Genomic DNA, 22,020 nt, shown 5'->3' with positions numbered 1-22,020 from the left:
ATCAAACCATGAAAACCTTTCTGACCAGCGCCGCGATGGCGCTTGTGCTCGCCACACCGGCGCTTGCCGAATATCCCGAAAAGACCATTCAGGGGATCATTCAGTGGGGCGCGGGCGGCTCGACCGACACGGTGATGCGCGCGGTCTCGCCCTTCGCCGAAGAAGTGCTGGGCGAGGATATCGTTCTGACCAACCGCACGGGCGGCGTCGGCGCGATTGCCACCAAATTTGCGATGACCCAGCAGGCCGATGGCTACACGCTTCTGATGGGCGCAGAGAACCCGCAGATCTATAAGGTGATGGGCCTCGGCGATGTCGATTACAACGATTTCGTGCCGATCAACATCCTCGCCCGCGGTGTGCCAATGCTCGTCGCAGCGCCGGATGCGCCCTATAACACCTTCGAAGAACTGATTGCCTATATTCAGGAAAATCCGGGCGAGGTGCGCTTCGGATCGACCGGTCCGGGCGGTCTCGCTTCGGTTGTCTCGGCGATGATCACGACGCAGATCGAAGGCGTGGACGTGACCACCGTGCCTTATGATGGCGACGGCCCGGCGCTCACCGCGCTGATGGGCGGCGCGATCGACGTGATGCCGGCGGTGCTTGGCGCGGCGATCGAGAACATCAAGGCCGGCCGCATGAAGCCGCTGGTGGTGTTTGAGCCCGAAGCCAATGAAGTGCTGCCCGACACGCCCGCCATCGTCGATACCCACCCGGAATTTGGCAAATATCTGCCTTGGGGCCCGTTCTTCGGCGTCTTTACCAAGAACGGCACCCCAGATGAGGCGGTCGCCAAGCTGACCGAAGCGTTCCATGCGGGCGCGCAGGCGGAGGAATTCCAGACCCTTCTGGAAAACCGCGGCTATGAGCTGATGGATCTCTCGGGCGACGAGGCCCGCGAATTCCTCAATCAGTGGCAGTCCACCACCGCCTGGCTGATTGACGAAGCGGGTCTGGCGAAAGTCTCGCCGGAGGAATTCGACATTCCGAAGCCCGAATAAGCCAAACATCGCGCGGGCCGCTCATGGCCCGCGCCTTATCCTGAATATGGCGCCGTCAGAGCGCCGCGGGGGAGGATAAAATGGATCTTCATGAACATCGCAGCAAAGCGCCGGGGGAGGGCCTCTTCGGCCTGATCGTCCTGGCCATTTCGGTGCTGCTTTTGTGGCAAAGCTGGGCCATCTCCGGTTTTGAATCAATGAGTTCTGCCGGTGCGGTGCCGATGGCGGCGGCGGCGGTGATGGTGATCGCCGCGCTGATCGTGGTGATTGGCGATGCGGGCAAGCGGGTCAATCACGACACGCAACCTCTGGTGACACGCCCCATCGTTCTCTTCACCTTGCTGGTGATCGCCTATGCGGTGGCGCTCGTCCCGCTCGGCTTCATCCTTTCCTCCTTTCTCTTCCTCGTGATCGGCACCAAGATGCTCTATCGCGGCGGTTGGGGCTTCACCGTGCTGCTCGCGGCGGGCTCGCTGGCGGTCATCTATATCCTGTTCCGCGTGATCTTTCAGGTCATTTTGCCCGAAGGCATCGTGCCGGAACGTGAAATTCTCGGGGCCATTGGCGATCTTTTCGCCGGGGCGGAACCCGCAGCCGAAGAGGGGGCACAGTAATGGAAAGCTTTGCATATTTCTTCACCGCCTGGACCGATCCGTGGCTCGTCAGCCTGATCGCCATCGGCACCTTCTGCGGCATTTATGTGGGCGCGATTCCGGGCCTCTCCGTCACCATGGCGGTCTCGATCCTCATCTCCTTCACCTTCGCATGGGACGTGAATGACGCGCTCTGTCTGATGGTGGGCATCTTCATGGGCGGCGTTTACGGCGGCTCGCGCACGGCGATCTTGCTCAACATTCCCGGCGCACCCTCAGCCATCGCCACCGCGCTGGACGGCTACCCGCTCGCGCAGCAGGGCAAGGCGGGCGAGGCCATCGGAATCGCCACCGTCATGTCCGTCGTCGGCGGGTTCTTCGGGATTGCCGCGCTCGCGCTCGCCGCACCGCGCATCTCCGAATTTGCCCTGACCTTCCAGCCGCGCGACTATCTGCTGCTCGCCATTCTCGGGCTGCTGCTCGTCGGCTCGCTCGCGGGCGAGTCGCTTGCCAAGGGCGTCGTCGCGGCCTGTTTCGGCATCCTCATCGGCGCGGTCGGGCTCGACCCGCTGACCGCCGAAGAGCGCTTTACCTTTGGCCGGGTGGAGCTGTGGAACGGTATTTCCTTCATCGCCGTCATGATCGGCCTCTTCGGGGTCGCCGAAGCGCTCGACCAGACGCGCCATATCGACAAAGCCGCGATGAAGCAGAAGATCGACAAGATCGTGCCGTCGCTCTCTTCGGTCCGCAAATATCTGCCGCTCTCGCTGCAAAGCTCGGGTATCGGCACGATTGTCGGTGCGCTTCCGGGCGTCGGCGGCGACATTGCGGCGCTGATCTCCTATGACCTCGCCAAGCGGACCACCAAGAACCCGGCGGTCCCCTTCGGTCAGGGCGCACAGGAAGGGCTCGTGGCCCCCGAGGCGGCGAACAACTCCGCCGTTGGCGGCGCCTTCATCCCGATGCTGACGCTCGGCATCCCCGGCGATGCGGTGACCGCCATCTTCATCGGTGCGCTTTTCATCCACGGCCTCAACCCCGGTCCGATGCTGATGATCGAACAGCCGCAGATGTTCTACTTCATGGTGGGCAACCTCGTGCTGGCGAATATCTTCCTGCTGATCTTCGGCCTGACGGGCATCAAGCTCTTCACCAAGATCGTGGAGATCCCGCGCGGCATCCTGCTCCCGCTGATCCTTCTTCTTTCCGTCGCCGGTGCCTATGCGGTGAACAACTCGATCACCGATGTCTACTGGACGCTGGCCTTCGGGATCATCGGCTTCATCCTCAAACATTACGGCTATCAGGTCGGCCCGATCGTCCTCGGCGTGATCCTCTCGCGGCTCATCGACGAGAACTGGCGGCGCGCGATCCTGTCGGAGCAAGGCAGCCTTGGCGGCTTCTTTGGCGAGCTCTTCACCAGCCCGCTCTCGATCTGCTTGCTGCTCGCCGTGGTGCTGACGGTGCTGAGCCAGACGCCTTTCTTCCGCTGGATCGGCCTCTCGCGCCGCAATTCCGACCAAACCCAATAAAAAGGACCCAACGTGACGGACGGACCTCTCATCCAACTCGGTTTGATCGGCGGCAATATCGCCGCATCGCGCTCGCCAGCTTTGCACGAGCTGGCGGGACGCTTGACCGGGCGCAATGTGCGTTATGAGAGGCTCGTTCCCGATGCCCGCGGCGAGAGCTTCGAGGAGGTCTTCGCCTTCGCCAAAGAGGCGGGCTATCGCGGCCTCAATGTCACCTATCCCTATAAGGAACGGGTGGTGCCGCTGGTCCGGGTCGAGAACCCGCAGGTCAAGGCGCTCGGCGCGGTCAACACGGTGAAATTCACCGAAAGCGGGCCGGTTGGGGACAATACGGACTATACCGGCTTCATCTCCGGCTATCGCCGTGTGCGCGGCGAGGCCAAACCAGGGCCGGTCTGCATGATCGGGGCGGGCGGCGTCGGCAAGGCGATTGCTTTCGCGTTAATGACCCTCGGCATGGAGCGCCTCACAATCGTCGAGCGGGACCTCGAAAAAGCCGAAGCGCTGGCCGAGAATCTTCGGGCGGCGGGCCTTGCGGATGTGCGCGTCACCGGCGAGATCGCCGAGGGCGTCGCGGGCGCGGCGGGTCTCGTCAACTGCACCCCGGTCGGCATGGTCGGCTATGGCGGCACGCCCGTTCCGGCAGCGCTTCTGGGCGGCGCGGAGTGGGTGTTCGACGCGGTCTATACCCCGGTGGAGACCCCCTTCATCCTCGATGCAACAAAGGCCGGGCTGACCATCATTTCCGGCTATGAACTGTTCTTCTACCAAGGTGTCAATTCCTTCGCGATCTTCCATGGCGAGGCGATTGACGAGGCCGAATTGCGCGCCGCGCTGGAGGCGGAGACCGTATGAAACACGCCATTGCCACCGTCTCCATGGGCGGCACCTTGCCCGAAAAACTGCGCGCCATTGCCAGCGCCGGTTATCACGGGGTCGAGATTTTCGAGAATGACGTGCTGGCCCATGATGGCGGCCCCGCGGAGATCGGCCAGATGGTGCGCGAGCATGGGCTCGACATCGTCGCCTTCCAGCCCTTCCGCGATTTCGAAGGGATGCCCGAGCCGCAGCGTAGTCGCAATTTCGAGCGCGCCAAACGCAAATTCGCCCTGATGAATGAGCTTGGCACCTCGCGGATTCTCGTCTGCTCCAGCGTCTCGCCGGCCTCCCTTGGCGGGATCGACCGGGCCGCCGAAGACTTACGCGAACTCGGCGAGATCGCCAAAAGCTTCGATGTTGAGATCGGTTATGAAGCGCTCGCCTGGGGCCGCCATGTGAATGATTACCGCGATGCGTGGGAGATCGTCCGCCGCGCCGATCATCCCAATGTCGGCACCATCCTCGACAGCTGGCACATCCTCTCGCGCAAGCTGCCGGTGGACAAGATCCGCTCCATCCCGGCGGACAAGATCACCTTCGTCCAACTCGCCGACGCGCCGCTGATGGACATGGATCTGCTGCAATGGTCGCGCCATTTCCGCAATTTTCCGGGGCAGGGCGATCTGCCCGTCGGGGCCTTCATGGAGGCGGTGGTCGCGACCGGCTATGACGGCTGGCTCAGCCATGAGATTTTCAACGACCGGTTCCGCATGGCCGCGCCGCGCCGCATCGCCGAGGATGGCGAGCGCGCGCTTCTCTGGCTCAACGATCAGGCGAAACCGGGCGGGATGCCGCCGCGCGTCGAGCCGGAAAAGGTCGAGTGGATCGAATTCGCCGTCTCCGAAAGCGACGCCGAGGCGCTCACCACGCTCTTCACCGCCATGGGCTTCGCCCGCTCCGGCGCGCATCGCAGCAAGGATGTGACCCGCTTTTCCCAAGGCGAGATCAACCTCGTTCTGAACACGGACCCGGATGGCCTCGCCCATTCCCACCAACTCATGCATGGCCCTTCGGTTGTCACCATGGGCCTGCGCGTCGGCGATGCGGCCTCCGCGATGGACCGTGCCAAGGCGCTGCGGATGCAAAGCTATTCCCAGGCGGTCGGGCCCGGGGAGCTGGACATTCCCGCCGTCAAAGGGCTCGGCGGCTCGCTTCTCCATTTCGTCGATGGGCAGTCGGAGCTATCCAAGGTCTGGGACATCGAGTTCGAACCGCAGGACGAAGCGCCCGCTGGCCCGCTTCTTGGCATCGACCATATCGCGCAATCCATGTCGCCGGACGAGATGCTGAGCTGGCGGCTCTGGTATCTCTCCCTCTTCGATTTCGAGACCACCCCACAGGTCGATGTGGTGGACCCGAACGGCATCGTGGAAAGCATCGCGCTACAGGATGAGGACCGCGATTTGCGCATCTGCCTCAACACCAGCGCCTCGCGCCGCACGCTCTCCTCGCGCTTCATGGCCGAATATCTCGGGGCAGGGGTGCAGCATATCGCCTTCTCCACCGACCGGATTTTCGAGGTGGCGGCGCAGTTTAAGGCGGCGGGCGTCAACGTCCTCCCGGTCCCGCGCAACTATTACGACGATCTCGAAACCCGCTTCCCGCTCGACCCGGACTTCGTGGACCAGCTTCGCGCGGGCAACCTGCTCTATGACGAGGATGAGCACGGGCGCTATCTCCACCTCTATACCGGCGCGTTCCATGACCTCTTTTTCTTCGAGGTCGTGCAGCGCGAGGGCTATCAGGGTTTCGGCGCCGCGAACGCGCCGATCCGCCTCGCCGCGCAGGCCCGGCAGGCCCCGCCAGAGGACATGCCCCGGCACTAAAATCACAAATTTTATAGCCGGAGAGTTATGCTTTCCGGTGTATTTTATATTTTGCCAGAAGCGCAGCCTATGAGACTTTACGTCAAAAGGGAGGATATTCATGCGTGTTCAGGTTGCGATTATCGGGTCGGGTCCGTCGGGGCTGCTTTTGGGGCAATTGCTCCACACCATCGGGGTCGAGGCGGTCATTCTCGACCGGGTGGATCGGGAGTATATTTTGGGCCGCGTCCGGGCCGGGGTGCTGGAGCAGGGCACATGCGATCTGCTGACCCAGGCGGGTTGTGACGACCGGCTCAAGGCCGAGGGCTTGCCCCATGACGGCTTTCACATTGCCATGGAAGGCAAGCTCTACGACATCAATGTGCGCCAGCTCACCGGCGGCAAACATGTGACCGTCTACGGCCAGACCGAGATGACCCGCGATCTGATGGATGCCCGCGAGGCGGCGGATCTCAAAACCATCTACAACGCCGAGCATGTCACGCCCCGCGATTTCGACAGCGAGAAGCCGTGGCTGACCTATGAGAAAGACGGCCAGACCCACCGGATCGACTGCGACTATATCATCGGCTGCGACGGCTATCATGGCGTCTCGCGCCGCGCGGTGCCGATCGACGCGATCCGCACCTTCGAGCGTGTCTATCCCTTTGGCTGGCTTGGCATTCTCGCCGAGGTGCCGCCGGTCCGCGAAGAGCTGATCTATGGCCGCCACCCGCGCGGCTTCTCGCTCTGCTCGCTGCGTTCCATGACCCGCAGCCGCTATTATATTCAGGTGCCGATGAGCCATAAGGTCGAGCAATGGTCCGACGATGACTTCTGGGACGAGCTGCGCCGCCGCCTGCCGCAGAATGTGGCGGATGACATGAAAACCGGCCCGAGTTTCGAGAAATCCATCGCCCCCTTGCGCAGTTTCGTGGCCGAGCCGATGCGCTTCGGACGGCTGTTCCTCTGCGGCGACGCGGCCCATATCGTCCCGCCGACAGGGGCCAAGGGCCTCAACCTCGCCGCGAGCGACGTGCATTACATCTTTGAGGGTCTGAAGGAGTTTTACGGCGAGAAATCCACCGCCGCGCTCGACGCCTATTCCGAGCGCGCGCTCTCCCGTGTCTGGAAAGCCGAGCGGTTTTCGTGGTGGATGACGACCATGCTGCACGCCTTTGCGGAGGATGATCCCTTCGTGCAGCGCGTCCATCAGGCGGAGCTGGATTACACGCTGGAATCCGAAGCCGCGATGACCGCACTGGCCGAAAATTATGTCGGCTTGCCCTACTAAGAGGGCAAGCCGCGAGGTTTAGAAAATTCGCGTCAGCATCCAGAGCGCCATGCCGACCATCATGACGTTCTCGGTCAGCGAGACAAAGCCGAGCGGGACGTTGGAATCGCCGCCCACACAGGCGCATTTCAGCTCCCGCTTGTCGATATAGACCGCCTTGAACACGCTGATCGCGCCGATCCCGCCAATGACCAGCGCCACCGGGGCGGCCAGCCAAGTCAGCGCGCCCGCGAGCATCAGAAGGCCCGCGCCGGTTTCAAGGAACGGGTAGACATAGCCGTAGCGGACCTGCCGCTGCGCCAGCAAATCATAGGTCAGGAACATCGAGGAGAAGCTCTCGATATCCTTGAGCTTTTGCAGCCCGAGCAGGACCATCGAAATCGCGATGAATTTCGGGAAGGTCATGCCGCTCACGAGCGTCCCGGCGGCCAGCCACGTCACCGCAATCGCCATCAGCGCGCCAACCGCGAAAAGCGCGATCACCGGCTGGTAGCTGGTCTCATTCTTCTTGGGGGCCTCTTTGCCAAAATATTTCAGCGTCGCCTCATAGCCGCCAATCGCCTTGCCATCGACGAGAAGCTGCGGCGTCGTCTCCACCCCATGCTTTTCCTTGAACGCATCGACTTCGGGGCGGCTCGTCAGGTGGTGATCTTCGAAATCAATCCCCTGACGGTCCAGAAAATCCTTCGCTTTCAGGCCGGACGGGCACATATGCTCCGTCATCACCATCCGGTAAAGCTCGTATTTGGGTTCGGAATCCTTGGCCATATCGCCCTCTTGCGTTTGTGTATCCCGATGATTTAATCCTTCCAGTAACTGGAGGGTCAAGGAGATATCTATGAATATTTCTCAGGTCGCGCAAGAGGCGGGGCTGCCGGTCAAAACCGTGCGCTATTACGATGATATCGGGCTGGTCGAGGCCGAAGGGCGGACCGAGGCGGGCTATCGCAGTTATGGCGATGCGGCGCTCCGGCGGCTCATCTTTGTGCGCCGCGCGCGCGACTTCGGCTTTTCGGTGGAGGAATGTCGCGATCTTCTGGGGCTCTATCAGGACCAGAACCGCTCCAGCGCCGATGTCAAACGCCTCGCCAAGCACCGCCTGACCGAGATCGAGGAGAAACAGCGCGAGTTGCAGGCCCTTCACGACACGCTCGCCAGCCTCGTCCGCGCCTGCAACGGCGACGCGCGGCCCGATTGCCCGATCATCGACTATCTGGGCTGAACCCTGCGGAACCCCTTGCCCCGCTCCGGGCGGGGTGGTTTTCTGCGCCCCAACCAACCGCAAAGGAGCGATATGCAGCGCGACACCCCCTGGCTGATCCCGGCGCTCTGGACGCTGGCGGCGCTGCTCTTCGCGGTCTCGCTCTGCGTCGGCCCGGCGGAAGCGGGGTGGGGCGAGAGCCTGCGCGCGCTCGTGACCGGGGAGGGCGGGCCAATCGCGGTCGTGATGCGCGAGATCCGCCTGCCGCGCGCGGTGCTTGGCGTGATCATCGGGGTCAGCCTCGGCCTCTCGGGCGCGGCGATGCAGGGCTATCTGCGCAACCCGCTGGCCGAACCGGGGCTGATCGGCGTCTCCGGCTCCGCCGCCCTCGGCGCGGTTCTCGCCATCCATACCGGCCTTGCCGCGAGTTTCGCCCTCGGCCTGCCGCTCGCCGCGCTCATCGGCGCGCTCATCGGCACCGGCATCATCCTGATGCTGGCCGGCCCGCGCGGTGGCGCGCTCACGCTGATCCTCGCGGGGATCGCCATCTCCGCCCTTGCCGCCGCGCTGACCTCGCTCGTCCTCAACCTTTCGCCCAACCCCTTTGCGGCCAATGAAATCGTGTTCTGGATGATGGGCTCGCTGGCGGACCGCTCGATGATCCATCTCTGGCTCGCACTCCCGCTCTCGCTGCTCGGCTGGGCGCTGCTCCTCTCGCTCGGGCGGGGGATCGACGCGCTCACCTTGGGCGAGGACGCCGCCGAAGCGCTTGGCATGAACCTTTCCGCCCTGCGCCTGCGCCTCGTGATCGGCACCGCCTGCGCGGTTGGCGCGGCGACGGCGGTGGCGGGCGCGATCGGCTTTGTCGGCCTCGTCGTCCCGCATTTCTTGCGCCCATTCGTCGGCGCGGTCCCGTCCCGCCTCGTCCATGCTTCCGCGGCGGGCGGCGCGGTGATGCTGCTCGCCGCCGACATCGCCGTGCGGGTGATCCTGCCGGGGCAAGACCTCAAGCTCGGCGTCCTCACCGCCCTCGTCGGCGCGCCGCTCTTTTTACACCTCATCTACAAGACGCGGCAGGAGGGGCTATGAGTTTGCTCTCCCTCCAAAATCTCTCCGTCACCCTGCGCGAGCGGGCGGTGTTGAAAGACGTCTCGCTCACCGTCGCGCCGGGCGAATTCATCGGCCTTATCGGCCCCAATGGCGCGGGCAAATCGACCCTGATGCGCGCCGCGCTTGGCCTGATCCCCTTCGACGGCCACAGCTCCCTTGCCGCGCTTTCGCCCCGTGCCCGCGCCAAGCAAGCGGCCTTCCTGCCGCAATCCCATGAAATTGCGTGGCCCGTCACCGTGGAGCGCCTCGTCGCCCTTGGCCGCAGCCCCTATCTCGCTGCGGGCCGGAAACTTTCGGACGAGGACCAAACCAAAATCGACGCCGCGATCCGCCATATGCAGCTTGAGGATTTCCGCAGCCGCACCGCGACGCGCCTTTCGGGCGGCGAGCAAACCCGCGCCCTGATCGCCCGCGCGCTGGCGCAGGACACGCCGCTCCTTATTGCCGACGAGCCAGTCGCGGGCCTTGATCCGGCGCATCAGATCGCGACCATGCGCAGTTTCGCGGGGCTGGCGACGGGGGGCCGCGCGGTCATCGCCTCGCTCCATGATCTCGGCCTCGCGGCGCGCCATTGCACACGGCTCGTCATGCTCGGCGAGCGGCGCATCATGGCCGACGGCCCGCCCGCCGCCGTGTTGACCCCCGAGAATATCCGCGCGGGTTTCGGCGTCAGCGCCTATTACCAAGAGACGGCGGACGGCCCGATTTTCCAGCCCCTCGACACCCTCACACCGCGCCCGCGCTAGACAAGGGCGCGGCGCTTTGAAATACCAAGCGCACAGCCCGCCATGGGCCAGCCGACAGGAGCCGCCATGCCCGAGACCCTCAGCACCCGCCCGATTTTCGTGACCGGCACCGCCGGGTTCATCGGCTTCCACCTCGCCAAACGTCTCCTGGAGGACGGGCACCGCGTGGTCGGGATCGACAATCTCAACAGTTATTACGATGTCGCGCTGAAAGAGGACCGGCTGAAAATCTTGGACGGCTATGACGGCCACCGCACCGTCCGCGCCGATCTCGCGGACCGCGCTGCCGTCGATGCGATCTTCGCCGAGGACAACCCCGAATATGTCATCAACCTCGCCGCGCAGGCCGGGGTGCGCCACTCGCTCAAAGCGCCGCGCGACTATATCGAGGCCAATATCGCGGGCTTTCTCAATATCTTGGAGGGGTGCCGCAATGGCGATGTGAAGCATCTGCTCTATGCGTCCTCAAGTTCCGTCTATGGTGGCAATGAGAAAATGCCCTTCTCCGTCTCCGACAATGTGGACCATCCCAAAAGCCTCTATGCCGCGTCGAAAAAAGCCAATGAGCTGATGGCCCATTCCTACAGCTCGCTTTACGATATCCCGACGAGCGGGCTCCGGTTTTTCACGGTCTACGGCCCGTGGGGGCGGCCCGATATGGCGATGTATCTCTTCATGAAGGCGATGAAGGACGGCGAGCCGCTCAACGTCTTCAACAATGGCGATATGTATCGCGACTTCACCTTCGTCGATGACATCGTGGAAAGCATCGTGCGCCTGATCCCGCAACCCGCCGCGCCGGACCCGGATTTTGACGCGAAAAACCCGGACCCTGCCGGAAGCTGGGCCCCTTACAAGGTCTATAACATCGGCAATTCGCGCAAGGAGCGGCTGATGGATGTGATTGATCTTCTGCAAAAACACGCTGGGATTGAGGCGAAACTCAATATGATGCCGATGCAGCCCGGCGATGTCTCCGCGACCTGGGCGGACACGGCGGCGCTGGAGAAGGTCACGGGCTTCACCCCCAACACCTCGATCGACGAGGGGATCGCCGCCTTCGTGCGCTGGTATGAGGAGTATTACGGTTAACGCCGCCTGCCCCAATGGGTGCGACAATCCGCCGCAACCCTTGATTTCTTCTCCCGTCAGCGCGAAGCTGGAAGAGCAGGGTCAGAACACATGACCCGCTCTAGGGAGTAAAATCATGAATACACAGCAAAATGCGCCCTCTGCGGCGCTCGACTCATCGCATCTTGATGTGAAGTTTCCCTATAAATCGCGCTACGGAAACTTTGTGGGCGGTGAATTCGTCGCGCCGAAATCGGGCGAATATTTCGAAAACACCACCCCCGTGACCGGCGAAGTCATCTGCGAAGTGGCGCGCTCCAATGAAGATGACGTGAATTTCGCGCTCGATGCGGCCCATAAAGCGGCGCCCGATTGGGGCAAAACCTCACTCGCCGAGCGCTCGAACATGCTCTTCAAGATCGCGCAGGTCATGGAGGACAATCACCACCTGCTCGCCGTCGCCGAAACCCTCGACAACGGCAAGCCGATCCGCGAGACGATCAACGCCGATATTGCGCTGGCCATCGACCATTTCCGCTATTTCGGCGGGGTGATCCGGGCCGAGCAAGGCTCCATCGCCGAGATCGACGCGAACACTTATGCCTACCATTTCAAGGAACCTCTGGGCGTGGTCGGGCAGATCATCCCATGGAACTTCCCGATCCTGATGGCAACATGGAAACTCGCGCCGGCGCTCGCGGCGGGCAATGCGGTGGTCATCAAACCGGCGGAGCAAACCCCCGGCTCGATCATGGTGCTGATGGAACTCATCGGCGATCTTCTGCCGCCGGGCGTGCTGAACGTCGTGAACGGTTTCGGCATCGAGGCGGGCAAGCCGCTCGCCAGCTCGAAACGCATCGCCAAGATCGCCTTTACCGGGGAAACCACCACCGGGCGGATGATCATGCAATATGCGTCCGAAAACATCATCCCGGTGACGCTGGAACTCGGGGGCAAATCGCCCAACGTGTTCTTTGAGGACGTGATGAGCGCCGACGACGCCTATTTCGACAAATGCCTCGAAGGTTTCGCGATGTTCGCGCTCAATCAGGGCGAGGTCTGCACCTGTCCGTCCCGCGCGCTCATCCAAGAGTCGATTTATGACGACTTCATCGCCCGCGCCATCGAGCGGGTCGGCAAGATCAAGCAGGGCAACCCCTTGCAAATGGACACGATGATCGGCGCCCAAGCCTCGACCGAGCAGATGGAGAAAATCACCTCCTATCTCAAACTCGGCAAGGATGAGGGCGCGGAAGTCCTGATCGGCGGCGACAAGGGCAGCGTCGAGGGCGCGGAGAAGGGCTGCTATATCCAGCCGACCGTCTTCAAGGGCCGCAACGATATGCGGATCTTCCAAGAGGAAATCTTCGGCCCGGTGCTGGCGGTGACAACCTTCAAGGACGAGGCCGAAGCCCTCAAGATCGCCAATGACACGCTCTACGGCCTCGGGGCCGGGGTGTGGACCCGCGACGGCTCGCGCGCCTTCCGCATGGGCCGGGGCATTCAGGCGGGCCGTGTCTGGACAAATTGCTACCACCTCTACCCGGCGCACGCGGCCTTCGGGGGCTACAAGCAATCGGGCATCGGGCGCGAGAACCATCTGATGATGCTCGATCATTACCAGCAGACGAAAAACCTGCTCGTCAGCTATGATCCCAATCCGATGGGCTTCTTTTAAAGCGCGCTGATGGTAAACTCGGCGGGGCGGCTCCGGTCGCCCCGCCTTTCGAGGAGAGACAAGCATGGATGTGACGGCAACCGACGCAGCGCTGGATTTGCTCAGGGCCATCAAGGCGCGCCATGGCGAGGCGCTTTTGTTTCACCAATCGGGTGGCTGCTGCGACGGCTCCGCCCCGATGTGCTTTGCCGAAGGGGATTACCGCCTCGGCAGCGGCGATGTGAAGGTGGGCGAGATCGACGGCGTACCGTTCTACATGAATGGCGACCAGTTCGAGCGCTGGAAACATACCGACCTCATCATCGACGCGATTGACGGGATCGGCGGCATGTTCAGCCTCGACAACGGCACCGGCCGGCGCTTCCTGACCCGCTCCGAAGTCTGCGCGATCTGAGGCGAAAAGCGCCGATGCGGGGCCCCGCCGGGGCCGCCGTCACCGACGCTCATGCAAAAGCATGGGTCACGCCACGGCTTTGATCGTGCCGCTTATCGCCGTGATCTTTGGGTTTGCGCCATCGCCGAGCAATGACGCACTCACCCCCTGAGCCTGTTACAGATTTGGGCGAGATAAGCGGTCGAGAAGGAGGCTTTGAAATCTCTCTCACGGATTTCTCTGCGTTTGGATTTTGATCGCTCGCCGACGATGTCGGGAGGCAGTGATCTACTGAGCCATACGCGCGCATACTCAAAAGACCGGTTTGAATTTTCATCATTATCAAACCGGGCTTCTAGACTGCATCGCTCACCGGTCGCGAATTCGACAATGCCAACAGCCTGCAGTCCCGCGAATGCGCGCCGTCCATTCAGGATATTGACCGGCTTCATTGCGGAGCAGGCGATGTAATCGGGGCCTGTCAGACATAATTCCGGCTGTGATGCGGCAAGGGCGCGCGTCGTAATGAGGATCTCATTTGCATGTCTGTCCATGCCACTTCGCACAGTTGCTTCACGCATCGCGCGGTTCACAAAGTCGAAGTTTACATTGGAGATATGATCATCCGGCGCCCGGTTCTCGATCCAAGCAGCCCCGCACCCCGCCAGAAGCATCAGACAGAGCAGCGCTGTTCTTCGCATCATTCAGACCCTCACCTCAAAGATATCCGCGCGACCACCGCCGCGCGTGACCATCCCGAACACCCGACTCTTAAAACCCTCACGCCACCGCTTTGATCGCCGCGCCCACATCCGTGATCAGCTTGTCGATTTCGTTTTTCTCAATCGTCAGCGGCGGGCTGAGGGCGATGGTGTCGCCGGTGGTGCGGATGAGGCTGCCGCGCTCATAGCAATCGAGGAAGGCGGAGAAGGCGCGCGCCGTCGGCTGGCCTTCGAGCGGCGTCAGCTCAATCGCGCCGACCATGCCCATGGTGCGGATGTCGATGACATTGGGGTGGTCCTTGAGCGAGAAAATCGCATCGGCGAAATAGGGCTCCATCTCGCGGGCGCGCTCGAAGAGGCCCTCGTCGCGATAGGTATCGAGCGCGGCGAGACCGGCGGCGCAGGCCAGCGGGTGGCCCGAATAGGTATAGCCGTGGAAGAGCTCGATCATGTGATCCGGCCCGACCATCATTTCGTTGTAAATATCCTCGTTGAGGATGACCGCGCCCATGGGCACCACGCCGCTGGTCAGCCCCTTGGCGGTGGTCATCATGTCCGGCTCGACGCCGAACCGCTCCGCCCCGAAGGCCGCGCCGAGACGCCCGAAGCCGCAGATCACCTCGTCGAAAATCAAGAGGATACCGTATTTCTTCGTGATCTCCCGCAGGCGCTGGAGATAGTTTTTCGGCGGGAAGATCACCCCGCCCGAACAGGCGACCGGCTCGACGATCACCGCGGCAATCGTGTCCGGCCCGTGCAGCGTCACCAGATGCTCCAGCGCGTCGGCATATTCCATCCCATGCTCCGGCTGACCCTTGGTGAAGGCGTTGCGCGAGAGGTCATGCGTGTGCGGCAGATGGTCCACCCCCGACATGAGCGATCCGAACATCCGCCGGTTCGGCCCGATCCCGCCCACGGAAATCCCGCCGAAATTGACGCCGTGATACCCCTTCTCCCGGCCAACCAGCCGCACGCGCTGCGCCTCGCCGCGGGTGCGGTGATAGGCGATGGCGATCTTGAGGGCGGTCTCCACGGACTCGGAGCCCGAATTGGTGAAAAACACATTGTTCAGCTTGCCGGGTGCAAGATCCGCCAGCCGGTTCGCCAGCTCAAACTGCTTGGGGTGGCCCATCTGGAAGGGCGAGGAGAAATCCATCTCCGCGACCTGCTTTTGCACCGCTTCCACGATGCGCGGCGCGCCGTGACCGGCATTGCAGCACCACAAACCGGCAATGCCGTCCAGCACCTGCCGCCCGTCCGCGGTCTCCAGCCACACGCCTTTCGCGCCGGTAATCATGCGCGGATTGGCCTTGAACTGGCGGTTCGCCGTGAAGGGCATCCAATAGGCGTTGAGATCGTTCGGAATGTTGTGCGTCATAACGGGCCTCCATGCAAAAGGGCGGCCCGAAGGCCACCCTCAAAGCAATCCACAATTCCCGCGCCTTCGCAACTTATTCTTTGACCAATTGCTCAAATTTGCGGCAAAGCGCCGGCGCGGCTCAACTCGCCAGCATCCGCAGACGCGGCAGGGAGGCGAAGGCGGTGAGCCAAGCCAGTAGCCCGCAAAACGCAATCGCCGGGACCATGGTGGCCGAAGTGTTGTCCATAAAGGGCGCGACAAGGGCGATCATCGCGCCGCCGGTCAGCATTTGCAGCGTGCCGCCGATGGAGGAGGCCAGCCCCGCAATATCGGGATGCGGGTCGAGCGACATCACCATCGCCGTCGGCATCACCAGCCCGAGACAGGCGTTCGACAAAAACAGCCCCGCAATCACGATGGGCAGTGCGTCAAACCCCGCCCAGACGATCCCCGTGAGCAGGCTCGCCAGCACCGCAAACCCCGTGATCGCCAGCGAAATCACCCGCTCCATGCCAAAACGCTCCGCCAGTTTCCCCGCAAATTGCGAGGCGGTGAAAAAGCCGATGGCGTTGACGGCGAAGGCCAGCGAGAAGCCCGTTTCATCCAGCCCATATTGCGCCGTGTAGACGAAACTCGCCGTCGAGAGGAACACGAAGAAACTCGACATGCCGAAGCCGCCGATCATCGTCAGCCCCATGAAATGCCGGTTGGTCAGCAGCCGTTTGGCCCCGCGTGTCATCTGGGCAAAGCGCACCGGCTGGCGGGTCTCCGGGCGCAGCGTCTCGGGCAGGGCGAAAACGATCAGGCCAAGGCTGATCAGCGCCGCCACGGCCAGCACCGCGAAAATCTCGCGCCAGCCGCCCCATTGCATGACAATCGAGCCGGTGAGCGGGGCCAGCATGGGCGAAATGGAAATGACGATCATGATCGCCGCCATCATCTTCGCCGCCTCCGGCCCGGTCGCCATGTCGCGGATGACGGCGCGCGGGACGACCATCAGCGTCGCCGCCCCAAGGCCCTGCAACCCGCGCGCGGCGATCAGCCAGCCCATGCTCGGCGCCCGGGCGGCCAGAATGGTGGCGATGGTGAAAATCACCACGCCAAGGATCAGCGGGCGCTTGCGGCCAACCGCATCGGCCATCGGCCCGTAAATCATCTGCGCAATGCCAAAAACGATGAAATAGGAGGTCAGCGTGTTCGCCGCCACGGCCTCGGAGGTGCCCAAGTCGCGGGCGACCTCGGGCAGAGCGGGCAGATACATGTCGATCGCGAAGGGACCAACGGCGGACAAAAGCCCCAGAATGAGGGCCATACGAAACAGCGGATCACGCATCATTTTTGGGCCTTTTTTGCGGCGCGGCGCGGGGAGCGGGGCGGCGCGCAGGAAAGAAAAATCGCCACCGCCATGGGAAAGCCCGTGCGGTGACGATCCGGCTCGTTTACCTAATGAATCGCCCGAAAGCTACCGTTTTTCATGCGGCTTTCGGGCGCAGCGGGCGTTATTCCTTGAGCAACTGCTCAAACCCGCCCCACATCATGCGCTTGCCATCAAACGGCATCTCGCCCATGGAATTGTGGAACTCTTCGTCGCTCATCATCTTCTCAAAGGCCGCATCCGCCGTGGCCTTGTCCGGCCAGATCATCCATCCGAGAACGACCGTCTCGTCCTCTTTCAGCTTCGTGGCCATGGGAAAGCTGGTATGCTCGCCGTCGGGCACATCCGCGCCCCAGGCCTCAACCACTTCGAGCGCGCCGAGCGATTTGAAATAGGGCGCGGCCTTGGCGGCATGGTCGTGATACGCGTCCTTGTTCGCGGTCGGCACGGGGCTCAGAAATCCGGAAATATAGGTCATGGTCAGTCTCCTTCAGGGGGGTGTTTAGCTGTCTTTTCCAGCGGCCTTGAGCGCGGCCACGTCGATTTTCGTCATATCCATCAAGGCCATGGCGGCCTTGGGGTTTTGCATCAGCTCCGCCATCTCGCGGGGCACGACCTGCCAGTGAACGCCGAAGCGATCGCTTAGCCAGCCACAGCGGCCCTCCTTGCCGCCTGCGCTCAGCTTCTCCCAGAGACGGTCAATCTCGGCCTGCGTGTCGCAATTCACGCAGATGGAAAAGCTATGGTTAAAGCCGTTTTCCTCCCGGCCATTGAGGGCGAGATACACCACGCCGCCAATCTCGAATTGCACCGCCATCGGGGTGCCTTTGCCCAAGGGGTGGCCCTCCGGCGCCTCGACAACATGGTGAATCCGGCTGTCGGGGATAATCTCGCAATAGGTCTCCGCCGCCTCTTTGGCTTCCCGCTGGAACCACAGGCAACTCACCGTGATCTGGTCTCTCATGATCTCCTCCTTCAGAGCGACGTTTTCAGATTTTTCAAAGGGTTTTGGCGAGGGCTTCAAGCTGGTCGGCGCAAATGCCCCAGCCTTCGTGAAAGCCCATCTCCTCATGCTGTTTCCGCGCCTCGTCGGACCAGTGCCGCGCAATCGCGGTGTAACGGGTCTTCTCGCCATCCCGCTCCAGCAGGATCTCGGCGGTCATGAAGGGCGGGTTTTCGCTCGGCATCCAGTCGCCGACAAACGCGTCCGTGGTGACGATCCGCTTTTCGGTCTCCAGCGCGAGATATTGCCCGCGCTGCGGCATCACCTCGCCATCGGGTCCGTGCATGGTGAAATTGCAGCGGCCTCCGGGACGGTTCTCCAGCGTAATCTCGTCGATATACCAAGGCTTTGGGCAGAACCATTGCCCGAGCAGCTCCGGCTCCATCCAGCAGCGCCAGATGTTTTCGACCGAGGCGTCCAGCACGCGCTCAAGGCGCAGCTCACGGGTAGCGGATGGATGGGGGGCTTGGGGCATCGGGTTTCCTTCCGAAAAGCGATTGAAAATAAGCGCGTAGGTGGCGAATGGCCTCCCGCGCGGGTTCCGGGTCATTGGCGGCTTTGGCGATGATGAACCCGCCCTGAAGCGCCGATTGCGTGAAGCGGGCCAAACTCGCCGCCTCGCTCGGATCGCGGCCCGCGCCCGCCAGCGCCGCCGCAATATCCATCTCCAGCGATTGCGCATGGCCAAGGATCGCGTCCCCGCAAGCTTCCCGGATCGCGGGCGAGCTGTCATATTGCTCCTGCACCATCGTCCCTGCGACACAGGTGAATTCCGCGAAATCCTCGCTGACCAGCAGTTCGCGCAGATCGAGATAGGCAAAGAGCCGGTCCTTGGCGCGTTTCGGCTTGTGATAATCGGCCTCGGCGAAGAGGGCGGATGTGGTCTCGCCCCAATATTTCGCCGCCGCGACGCCAAGCGCTTCCTTGCCGTCGAAATGGTGGAAGAACCCGCCCTTGGTGACGCCCGCCGCCTGGCAAAGCTGCTCCACCGTCATCGCCGAAAACCCGCCCCGGCGGATCACGGTCATCGCCGTCTCCAGCAGTTTTTCGCGGGCCTCTCCCCGGCGTGGACGTTTGCTGTTCGGTTCAGACATCGTTAACTCCTTCCCCTCAAACATACCGACCGGTCGGTATGTTTCCTAGCAAAAAGAGTCGAACGTTATCGCAAGGTTAACGTATCGCCTGAGTCGCGGTTGCGGTGCGCTAGGGCTTGCCTTGGCCGCGCAAACCCCGCAATTTGGCGAAAACCGCGCGCGCAAGGTGCGGGGGAGCAGGGGGTGCATGAACGCGCTGATTGGGGTCCTTTCGACCGTCAACCGATGGATGCTAAGGCTGGCTTACGGCGCGGCGATTTTGGCGATGATGGCCATGGTCGCCATCGTGCTTTTGCAGATCATCCTCCGCTATGTCTTTGATAACGCTCTGCCTTGGCCCGAAGAGGCGGCGCGGTTCCTGATGCTTTGGGTGACCGGCCTTCTCGGCGCAAAGGCGCTCCGCGAAGGGGCGTTTGTCTCCATCGACATGGTGGCGGACAAGCTGCCCGAACGGGCCGCCGCGCTGCTGACGCTCATCTTGATGGGCCTCTCCATGGCGGTGCTGATTATGCTCTTCCCGCTCGCTTGGGACCACGTCTTCGGCTTCGCCGGACGGTTCAAATCCAGCTCCCTGACCATCCCCGGCATGGGCGCTATGCCCTTGAAATACATGCATATGTCGCTCCTCGCAGGGGTGATCCTGATGATCGCGGCGACGGCGGAGTTGATCCTGCGGGCGCTCGCCAATGTCGTCGCGCCGGGCAGCGCCGCCATGACGGGAGACGCATGATGGCGTTGCTGCTTCCGGTCTTCATCGTCCTGCTGATCCTCGGCCTGCCGGTGTTTTTCGCCCTGCTGCTGGCCCCCGGAAGCCTCATGCTGCTCGGCGGTCAGGAAAGCGATTTCGCCTTGATTTGGCGCAATATTTACCGCGGGATCGACAGTTTTCCCCTGATGGCGGTGCCGTTCTTCATGCTCGCGGGCGAGATCATGAACCGGGGCGGGATCACCACGCGGCTGGTCGATTTCGCCAGCGCCCTGATGGGGCACCTCCGGGGCGGGCTGGCCCATGTGAACATCCTGTCCTCCATGCTTTTCGCGGGCCTCTCCGGCTCGGCGGTGGCGGACACCTCGGCGCTTGGCTCGATGCTCATTCCAGCCATGGAAAAACAGGGCTATTCACGCCGTTTCGCCGCCGCGATCACCGCCGCAAGCTCGGTGATCGGGCCGATCATCCCACCCTCCGGGATCATGATTATCTATGCCTATGTGATGGGCGAAAGCGTCGCGGCGCTGTTCCTCGCGGGCCTCGTGCCGGGGGTGATGATTGGCCTCTCGCTGATGCTGCTGACCGCGTTTCGGGCCAGTGCCGACCATCTGCCCGCCGCGACGGAGAAGGCCAGTTGGGGCGAGCGGGGGCAGGCCGGGATGCGGGCGTTTTTGCCGCTGATGACGCCGATTATCATCCTCGGGGGGATCCTTCTCGGCATCTTCACCCCGACGGAGGCCGCCGCCGTCGCGGTGGCCTGGGCGCTGATTATCTCGCTCTTCGTTCTCAAGACCCTGCGCTTTAAAGACCTGCCGGATGTGTTTGGAAAGGCAGCGCAAACCACGGCGATCATCCTGCTTCTCGTCGGCGCGGCCATGGCGTTCAAAACGGCCGTCAGCCTCGACCGCACGCCGGAGAAACTGGCCGATCTGATGCTCTCGCTCAGTCAGAACCCGCTGACGCTGCTGCTCCTCATAAACCTGCTGCTGTTCGTCACCGGCATGTTCCTCGATGCGGGGCCCGCGATCATCATTCTCGGCCCGATCCTCTGCCCGATTTTCACGCAGCTCGGCGTCGATCCGGTGCATTACGCGATGATTATGTCGATCAACCTGACCGTCGGCCTCGCGACCCCGCCAATGGGGCTGGTCCTCTTCGTCGCCTCCGCCGTGTCGGGCGAAAAAGTCAGCGCCATTGTGCGCGCGATCATCCCATTTTTGCTGGCCGAAGTGATTGTGATCTTCATGGTCACCTATATCCCGGCGATTTCCTTGACCTTGCCCCGCCTCTTCGGCTTTGTTGATTAGGACAAGAGGAGGACTCCATGACACATTTCGCCCGCGCGGCGCTGCTTTTGGCCGCGACCGCACTCGTCACCCCCGCTTTTGCACAGGATTACACCCTGCGCGCGACGGCCAATTCCAATGAGGATGACGAGGATTATGACGGTCTGGTCGTGTTCAAGAATTACGTCGAAAACGCGTCCAACGGCGCGATTGCGGTCGAGATTTTCATGGGCACGCAGCTTTGCACCACGGGCGAGGAATGTTTGCAGGGCGTCGCGGATGGCTCGATTGACATCTATATGTCCACTTCCGGCGGGGCGGCAGGGATTTTCCCCTATATTCAGGTGCTTGACCTGCCCTATCTGATGGATAACGACCGGGTGGCGGAGCATGTGCTGTCCGGCTCCTTCCCCGAATGGGTGCAGACCAAGGCGCTGGCCGACAGTGGCGACACGATCCGGCTGATGACGATTGGCAATACCGGCGGCTGGCGGTCCTTCGCGAACACGCAGAAGACCGTGAAAACGCCTGCGGATCTGGAGGGGATGAAGCTGCGCACGGTGCCGGCCGATTTGCCGCAGGAGCTGACCCGGTCGCTCGGCGCAAGCCCGACGCCGATTGCCTGGCCGGAGCTCTTCACCTCGCTGCAAACCGGCGTGGTGGAGGGGACCGCGAATGGCATCACCGACATCATGAATATGAAATTCACCGATGCGGGGCTGACCTATCTGACCCTCGACAACCACGCATACATGGCGGCGTTCTGGTGGATGAACAACCAGAAATTCAAAGAGTTGCCGGAGGATCTTCAAGCGGTGGTCGCCGATGGGTTCGCGCAGCTTCAGCAGGCGACTTTCGCCTCGCCGAAGCGCAAGAGCATTGCCGCTTATGAGGCGTTTACCGAAGCGGGCGGCGAGGTCTATGTGCCGAGCGCGGAGGAAAAGCAGGCGTTTCGCGATGCCGCACAGCCGGTGGTGACATGGTTTGCTGACAATGTGGAGGGCGGCGACGAGGCGCTCGATGCGCTTGGCGATGCGGTGGATGCGGCCAATACCGCTGTGGAACGCTCGCGCCGCGCGCAGATGGACTGATCCTTCACCACGTTCAGAAAAGCCCGATGAAAACGCCGTATCCCGCAAAGGATGCGGCGTTTTTTCGTGACGCTGCGGTCACGAGAGCGTGGAC

General features: G+C 62.5%; 23 protein-coding genes. 15 read left to right on the top strand and 8 right to left on the bottom strand.

Going from position 1 to position 22,020, the window contains the following annotated elements; all coding sequences use genetic code 11:
* Positions 1-8 precede the first annotated feature (8 nt).
* The 6 genes from ACMA5I_RS05680 to pobA all read left to right on the top strand — a co-directional run bounded on the left by ACMA5I_RS05680 (position 9) and on the right by pobA (position 7,107).
* Positions 9-1,004, top strand: a complete 996-nt coding sequence (locus tag ACMA5I_RS05680) for a Bug family tripartite tricarboxylate transporter substrate binding protein (protein WP_525885276.1) — start codon at positions 9-11, stop codon at positions 1,002-1,004.
* An 80-nt stretch (positions 1,005-1,084) separates the two neighbouring features.
* A complete protein-coding gene (locus tag ACMA5I_RS05675; protein ID WP_525885275.1) occupies positions 1,085-1,618 on the top strand; it encodes a tripartite tricarboxylate transporter TctB family protein in 534 nt (177 codons plus the stop codon).
* The gene (locus tag ACMA5I_RS05670; RefSeq protein ID WP_525885274.1) at positions 1,618-3,129 is read left to right on the top strand and encodes a tripartite tricarboxylate transporter permease; all 1,512 of its coding nucleotides are present in this window, start codon (positions 1,618-1,620) and stop codon (positions 3,127-3,129) included. Before ACMA5I_RS05675 ends, ACMA5I_RS05670 begins: the two co-directional genes overlap by 1 nt.
* 12 nt (positions 3,130-3,141) lie before the next feature.
* Positions 3,142-3,984, top strand: a complete 843-nt coding sequence (locus ACMA5I_RS05665; protein ID WP_525885273.1) for a shikimate dehydrogenase family protein — start codon at positions 3,142-3,144, stop codon at positions 3,982-3,984.
* Positions 3,981-5,834: a bifunctional sugar phosphate isomerase/epimerase/4-hydroxyphenylpyruvate dioxygenase family protein gene (locus ACMA5I_RS05660; RefSeq protein WP_525885272.1), complete on the top strand. Its 1,854-nt coding sequence runs from the start codon at positions 3,981-3,983 to the stop codon at positions 5,832-5,834. The genes ACMA5I_RS05665 and ACMA5I_RS05660 overlap by 4 nt, the downstream gene beginning before the upstream one ends.
* A 100-nt stretch (positions 5,835-5,934) precedes the next feature.
* Positions 5,935-7,107, top strand: coding sequence for a 4-hydroxybenzoate 3-monooxygenase (gene pobA, locus ACMA5I_RS05655; RefSeq protein WP_525885271.1), 1,173 nt, complete (start codon positions 5,935-5,937; stop codon positions 7,105-7,107).
* 18 nt (positions 7,108-7,125) lie between these two features.
* On the opposite strand, the gene ACMA5I_RS05650 is transcribed toward pobA, so the two are convergent.
* Entirely contained in the window at positions 7,126-7,875 is a 750-nt protein-coding gene (locus ACMA5I_RS05650) for a glutaredoxin family protein (protein ID WP_525885270.1), read from the bottom strand.
* A gap of 70 nt (positions 7,876-7,945) precedes the next feature.
* On the opposite strand from ACMA5I_RS05650, the gene cueR reads away from it, so the two are divergent.
* The 6 genes from cueR (at position 7,946) to ACMA5I_RS05620 (ending at position 13,307) form a co-directional block, all read left to right on the top strand.
* Positions 7,946-8,329: a Cu(I)-responsive transcriptional regulator gene (gene cueR / locus ACMA5I_RS05645; protein WP_525885269.1), complete on the top strand. Its 384-nt coding sequence runs from the start codon at positions 7,946-7,948 to the stop codon at positions 8,327-8,329.
* 72 nt (positions 8,330-8,401) lie between these two features.
* Positions 8,402-9,397, top strand: coding sequence for a FecCD family ABC transporter permease (locus ACMA5I_RS05640; RefSeq protein ID WP_525885268.1), 996 nt, complete (start codon positions 8,402-8,404; stop codon positions 9,395-9,397).
* Complete coding sequence (locus tag ACMA5I_RS05635) at positions 9,394-10,164, top strand: ABC transporter ATP-binding protein (protein WP_525885267.1); 771 nt, start codon at positions 9,394-9,396, stop codon at positions 10,162-10,164. The genes ACMA5I_RS05640 and ACMA5I_RS05635 overlap by 4 nt, the downstream gene beginning before the upstream one ends.
* 66 nt (positions 10,165-10,230) lie before the next feature.
* On the top strand, positions 10,231-11,256 hold the full coding sequence (locus ACMA5I_RS05630) for an NAD-dependent epimerase (protein WP_525885266.1): 1,026 nt from the start codon (positions 10,231-10,233) through the stop codon (positions 11,254-11,256).
* 115 nt (positions 11,257-11,371) lie between these two features.
* Positions 11,372-12,913, top strand: coding sequence for an acetaldehyde dehydrogenase ExaC (exaC, locus tag ACMA5I_RS05625; RefSeq protein WP_525885265.1), 1,542 nt, complete (start codon positions 11,372-11,374; stop codon positions 12,911-12,913).
* A 64-nt stretch (positions 12,914-12,977) separates the two neighbouring features.
* Positions 12,978-13,307: a DUF779 domain-containing protein gene (locus tag ACMA5I_RS05620; RefSeq protein WP_525885264.1), complete on the top strand. Its 330-nt coding sequence runs from the start codon at positions 12,978-12,980 to the stop codon at positions 13,305-13,307.
* Between the two features lie 140 nt (positions 13,308-13,447).
* Here the strand turns inward: ACMA5I_RS05620 and ACMA5I_RS05615 are convergent, their stop codons facing one another.
* From ACMA5I_RS05615 to ACMA5I_RS05585, 7 genes are all read right to left on the bottom strand, one after another.
* A complete protein-coding gene (locus ACMA5I_RS05615; RefSeq protein ID WP_525885263.1) occupies positions 13,448-13,990 on the bottom strand; it encodes a hypothetical protein in 543 nt (180 codons plus the stop codon).
* Between the two features lie 76 nt (positions 13,991-14,066).
* Entirely contained in the window at positions 14,067-15,386 is a 1,320-nt protein-coding gene (gene aptA / locus ACMA5I_RS05610; RefSeq protein ID WP_525885262.1) for an omega-aminotransferase AptA, read from the bottom strand.
* Between the two features lie 121 nt (positions 15,387-15,507).
* The gene (locus ACMA5I_RS05605; protein WP_525885261.1) at positions 15,508-16,701 is read right to left on the bottom strand and encodes a multidrug effflux MFS transporter; all 1,194 of its coding nucleotides are present in this window, start codon (positions 16,699-16,701) and stop codon (positions 15,508-15,510) included.
* 166 nt (positions 16,702-16,867) lie between these two features.
* A complete protein-coding gene (locus tag ACMA5I_RS05600; RefSeq protein ID WP_525885260.1) occupies positions 16,868-17,221 on the bottom strand; it encodes a DUF1428 domain-containing protein in 354 nt (117 codons plus the stop codon).
* A gap of 24 nt (positions 17,222-17,245) precedes the next feature.
* Positions 17,246-17,707 (bottom strand): VOC family protein, encoded by a 462-nt coding sequence (locus ACMA5I_RS05595; RefSeq protein WP_525885259.1) that lies wholly within the window; start codon positions 17,705-17,707, stop codon positions 17,246-17,248.
* A 34-nt stretch (positions 17,708-17,741) separates the two neighbouring features.
* Positions 17,742-18,221: an SRPBCC family protein gene (locus ACMA5I_RS05590; RefSeq protein WP_525885258.1), complete on the bottom strand. Its 480-nt coding sequence runs from the start codon at positions 18,219-18,221 to the stop codon at positions 17,742-17,744.
* The gene (locus tag ACMA5I_RS05585; protein WP_525885257.1) at positions 18,187-18,840 is read right to left on the bottom strand and encodes a TetR/AcrR family transcriptional regulator; all 654 of its coding nucleotides are present in this window, start codon (positions 18,838-18,840) and stop codon (positions 18,187-18,189) included. Before ACMA5I_RS05585 ends, ACMA5I_RS05590 begins: the two co-directional genes overlap by 35 nt.
* A gap of 187 nt (positions 18,841-19,027) precedes the next feature.
* On the opposite strand from ACMA5I_RS05585, the gene ACMA5I_RS05580 reads away from it, so the two are divergent.
* From ACMA5I_RS05580 to ACMA5I_RS05570, 3 genes are read left to right on the top strand one after another with little or no spacing between them, the layout of a single operon-like run.
* Entirely contained in the window at positions 19,028-19,570 is a 543-nt protein-coding gene (locus tag ACMA5I_RS05580; protein WP_525885256.1) for a TRAP transporter small permease, read from the top strand.
* Complete coding sequence (locus ACMA5I_RS05575; protein ID WP_525885255.1) at positions 19,567-20,856, top strand: TRAP transporter large permease; 1,290 nt, start codon at positions 19,567-19,569, stop codon at positions 20,854-20,856. Before ACMA5I_RS05580 ends, ACMA5I_RS05575 begins: the two co-directional genes overlap by 4 nt.
* A gap of 17 nt (positions 20,857-20,873) precedes the next feature.
* Entirely contained in the window at positions 20,874-21,926 is a 1,053-nt protein-coding gene (locus ACMA5I_RS05570; protein WP_525885254.1) for a TRAP transporter substrate-binding protein, read from the top strand.
* The last annotated feature ends 94 nt before the right edge of the window (positions 21,927-22,020 follow it).

It is taken from the genome of Jujubicoccus corallicola (assembly GCF_047345645.1).
Classification (GTDB): domain Bacteria; phylum Pseudomonadota; class Alphaproteobacteria; order Rhodobacterales; family Rhodobacteraceae; genus JBLEFH01.
This window is presented reverse-complemented; position numbering and strand designations above follow the sequence as displayed.

Excerpts from the sequence above, each read along its gene's own strand:
- ACMA5I_RS05640 (WP_525885268.1), top strand. The coding sequence starts at position 8,402 with ATGCAGCGCGACACCCCCTGGCTGATCCCGGCGCTCTGGACGCTGGCG.
- ACMA5I_RS05630 (WP_525885266.1), top strand. The coding sequence starts at position 10,231 with ATGCCCGAGACCCTCAGCACCCGCCCGATTTTCGTGACCGGCACCGCC.
- ACMA5I_RS05605 (WP_525885261.1), bottom strand. The coding sequence starts at position 16,701 with ATGCGTGATCCGCTGTTTCGTATGGCCCTCATTCTGGGGCTTTTGTCC.
- ACMA5I_RS05575 (WP_525885255.1), top strand. The coding sequence starts at position 19,567 with ATGATGGCGTTGCTGCTTCCGGTCTTCATCGTCCTGCTGATCCTCGGC.
- ACMA5I_RS05600 (WP_525885260.1), bottom strand. The coding sequence starts at position 17,221 with ATGACCTATATTTCCGGATTTCTGAGCCCCGTGCCGACCGCGAACAAG.
- pobA (WP_525885271.1), top strand. The coding sequence starts at position 5,935 with ATGCGTGTTCAGGTTGCGATTATCGGGTCGGGTCCGTCGGGGCTGCTT.
- exaC (WP_525885265.1), top strand. The coding sequence starts at position 11,372 with ATGAATACACAGCAAAATGCGCCCTCTGCGGCGCTCGACTCATCGCAT.
- cueR (WP_525885269.1), top strand. The coding sequence starts at position 7,946 with ATGAATATTTCTCAGGTCGCGCAAGAGGCGGGGCTGCCGGTCAAAACC.
- ACMA5I_RS05585 (WP_525885257.1), bottom strand. The coding sequence starts at position 18,840 with ATGTCTGAACCGAACAGCAAACGTCCACGCCGGGGAGAGGCCCGCGAA.
- ACMA5I_RS05595 (WP_525885259.1), bottom strand. The coding sequence starts at position 17,707 with ATGAGAGACCAGATCACGGTGAGTTGCCTGTGGTTCCAGCGGGAAGCC.
- ACMA5I_RS05635 (WP_525885267.1), top strand. The coding sequence starts at position 9,394 with ATGAGTTTGCTCTCCCTCCAAAATCTCTCCGTCACCCTGCGCGAGCGG.
- aptA (WP_525885262.1), bottom strand. The coding sequence starts at position 15,386 with ATGACGCACAACATTCCGAACGATCTCAACGCCTATTGGATGCCCTTC.
- ACMA5I_RS05570 (WP_525885254.1), top strand. The coding sequence starts at position 20,874 with ATGACACATTTCGCCCGCGCGGCGCTGCTTTTGGCCGCGACCGCACTC.
- ACMA5I_RS05680 (WP_525885276.1), top strand. The coding sequence starts at position 9 with ATGAAAACCTTTCTGACCAGCGCCGCGATGGCGCTTGTGCTCGCCACA.
- ACMA5I_RS05675 (WP_525885275.1), top strand. The coding sequence starts at position 1,085 with ATGGATCTTCATGAACATCGCAGCAAAGCGCCGGGGGAGGGCCTCTTC.
- ACMA5I_RS05660 (WP_525885272.1), top strand. The coding sequence starts at position 3,981 with ATGAAACACGCCATTGCCACCGTCTCCATGGGCGGCACCTTGCCCGAA.
- ACMA5I_RS05590 (WP_525885258.1), bottom strand. The coding sequence starts at position 18,221 with ATGCCCCAAGCCCCCCATCCATCCGCTACCCGTGAGCTGCGCCTTGAG.
- ACMA5I_RS05615 (WP_525885263.1), bottom strand. The coding sequence starts at position 13,990 with ATGATGCGAAGAACAGCGCTGCTCTGTCTGATGCTTCTGGCGGGGTGC.
- ACMA5I_RS05620 (WP_525885264.1), top strand. The coding sequence starts at position 12,978 with ATGGATGTGACGGCAACCGACGCAGCGCTGGATTTGCTCAGGGCCATC.
- ACMA5I_RS05580 (WP_525885256.1), top strand. The coding sequence starts at position 19,028 with ATGAACGCGCTGATTGGGGTCCTTTCGACCGTCAACCGATGGATGCTA.
- ACMA5I_RS05650 (WP_525885270.1), bottom strand. The coding sequence starts at position 7,875 with ATGGCCAAGGATTCCGAACCCAAATACGAGCTTTACCGGATGGTGATG.
- ACMA5I_RS05670 (WP_525885274.1), top strand. The coding sequence starts at position 1,618 with ATGGAAAGCTTTGCATATTTCTTCACCGCCTGGACCGATCCGTGGCTC.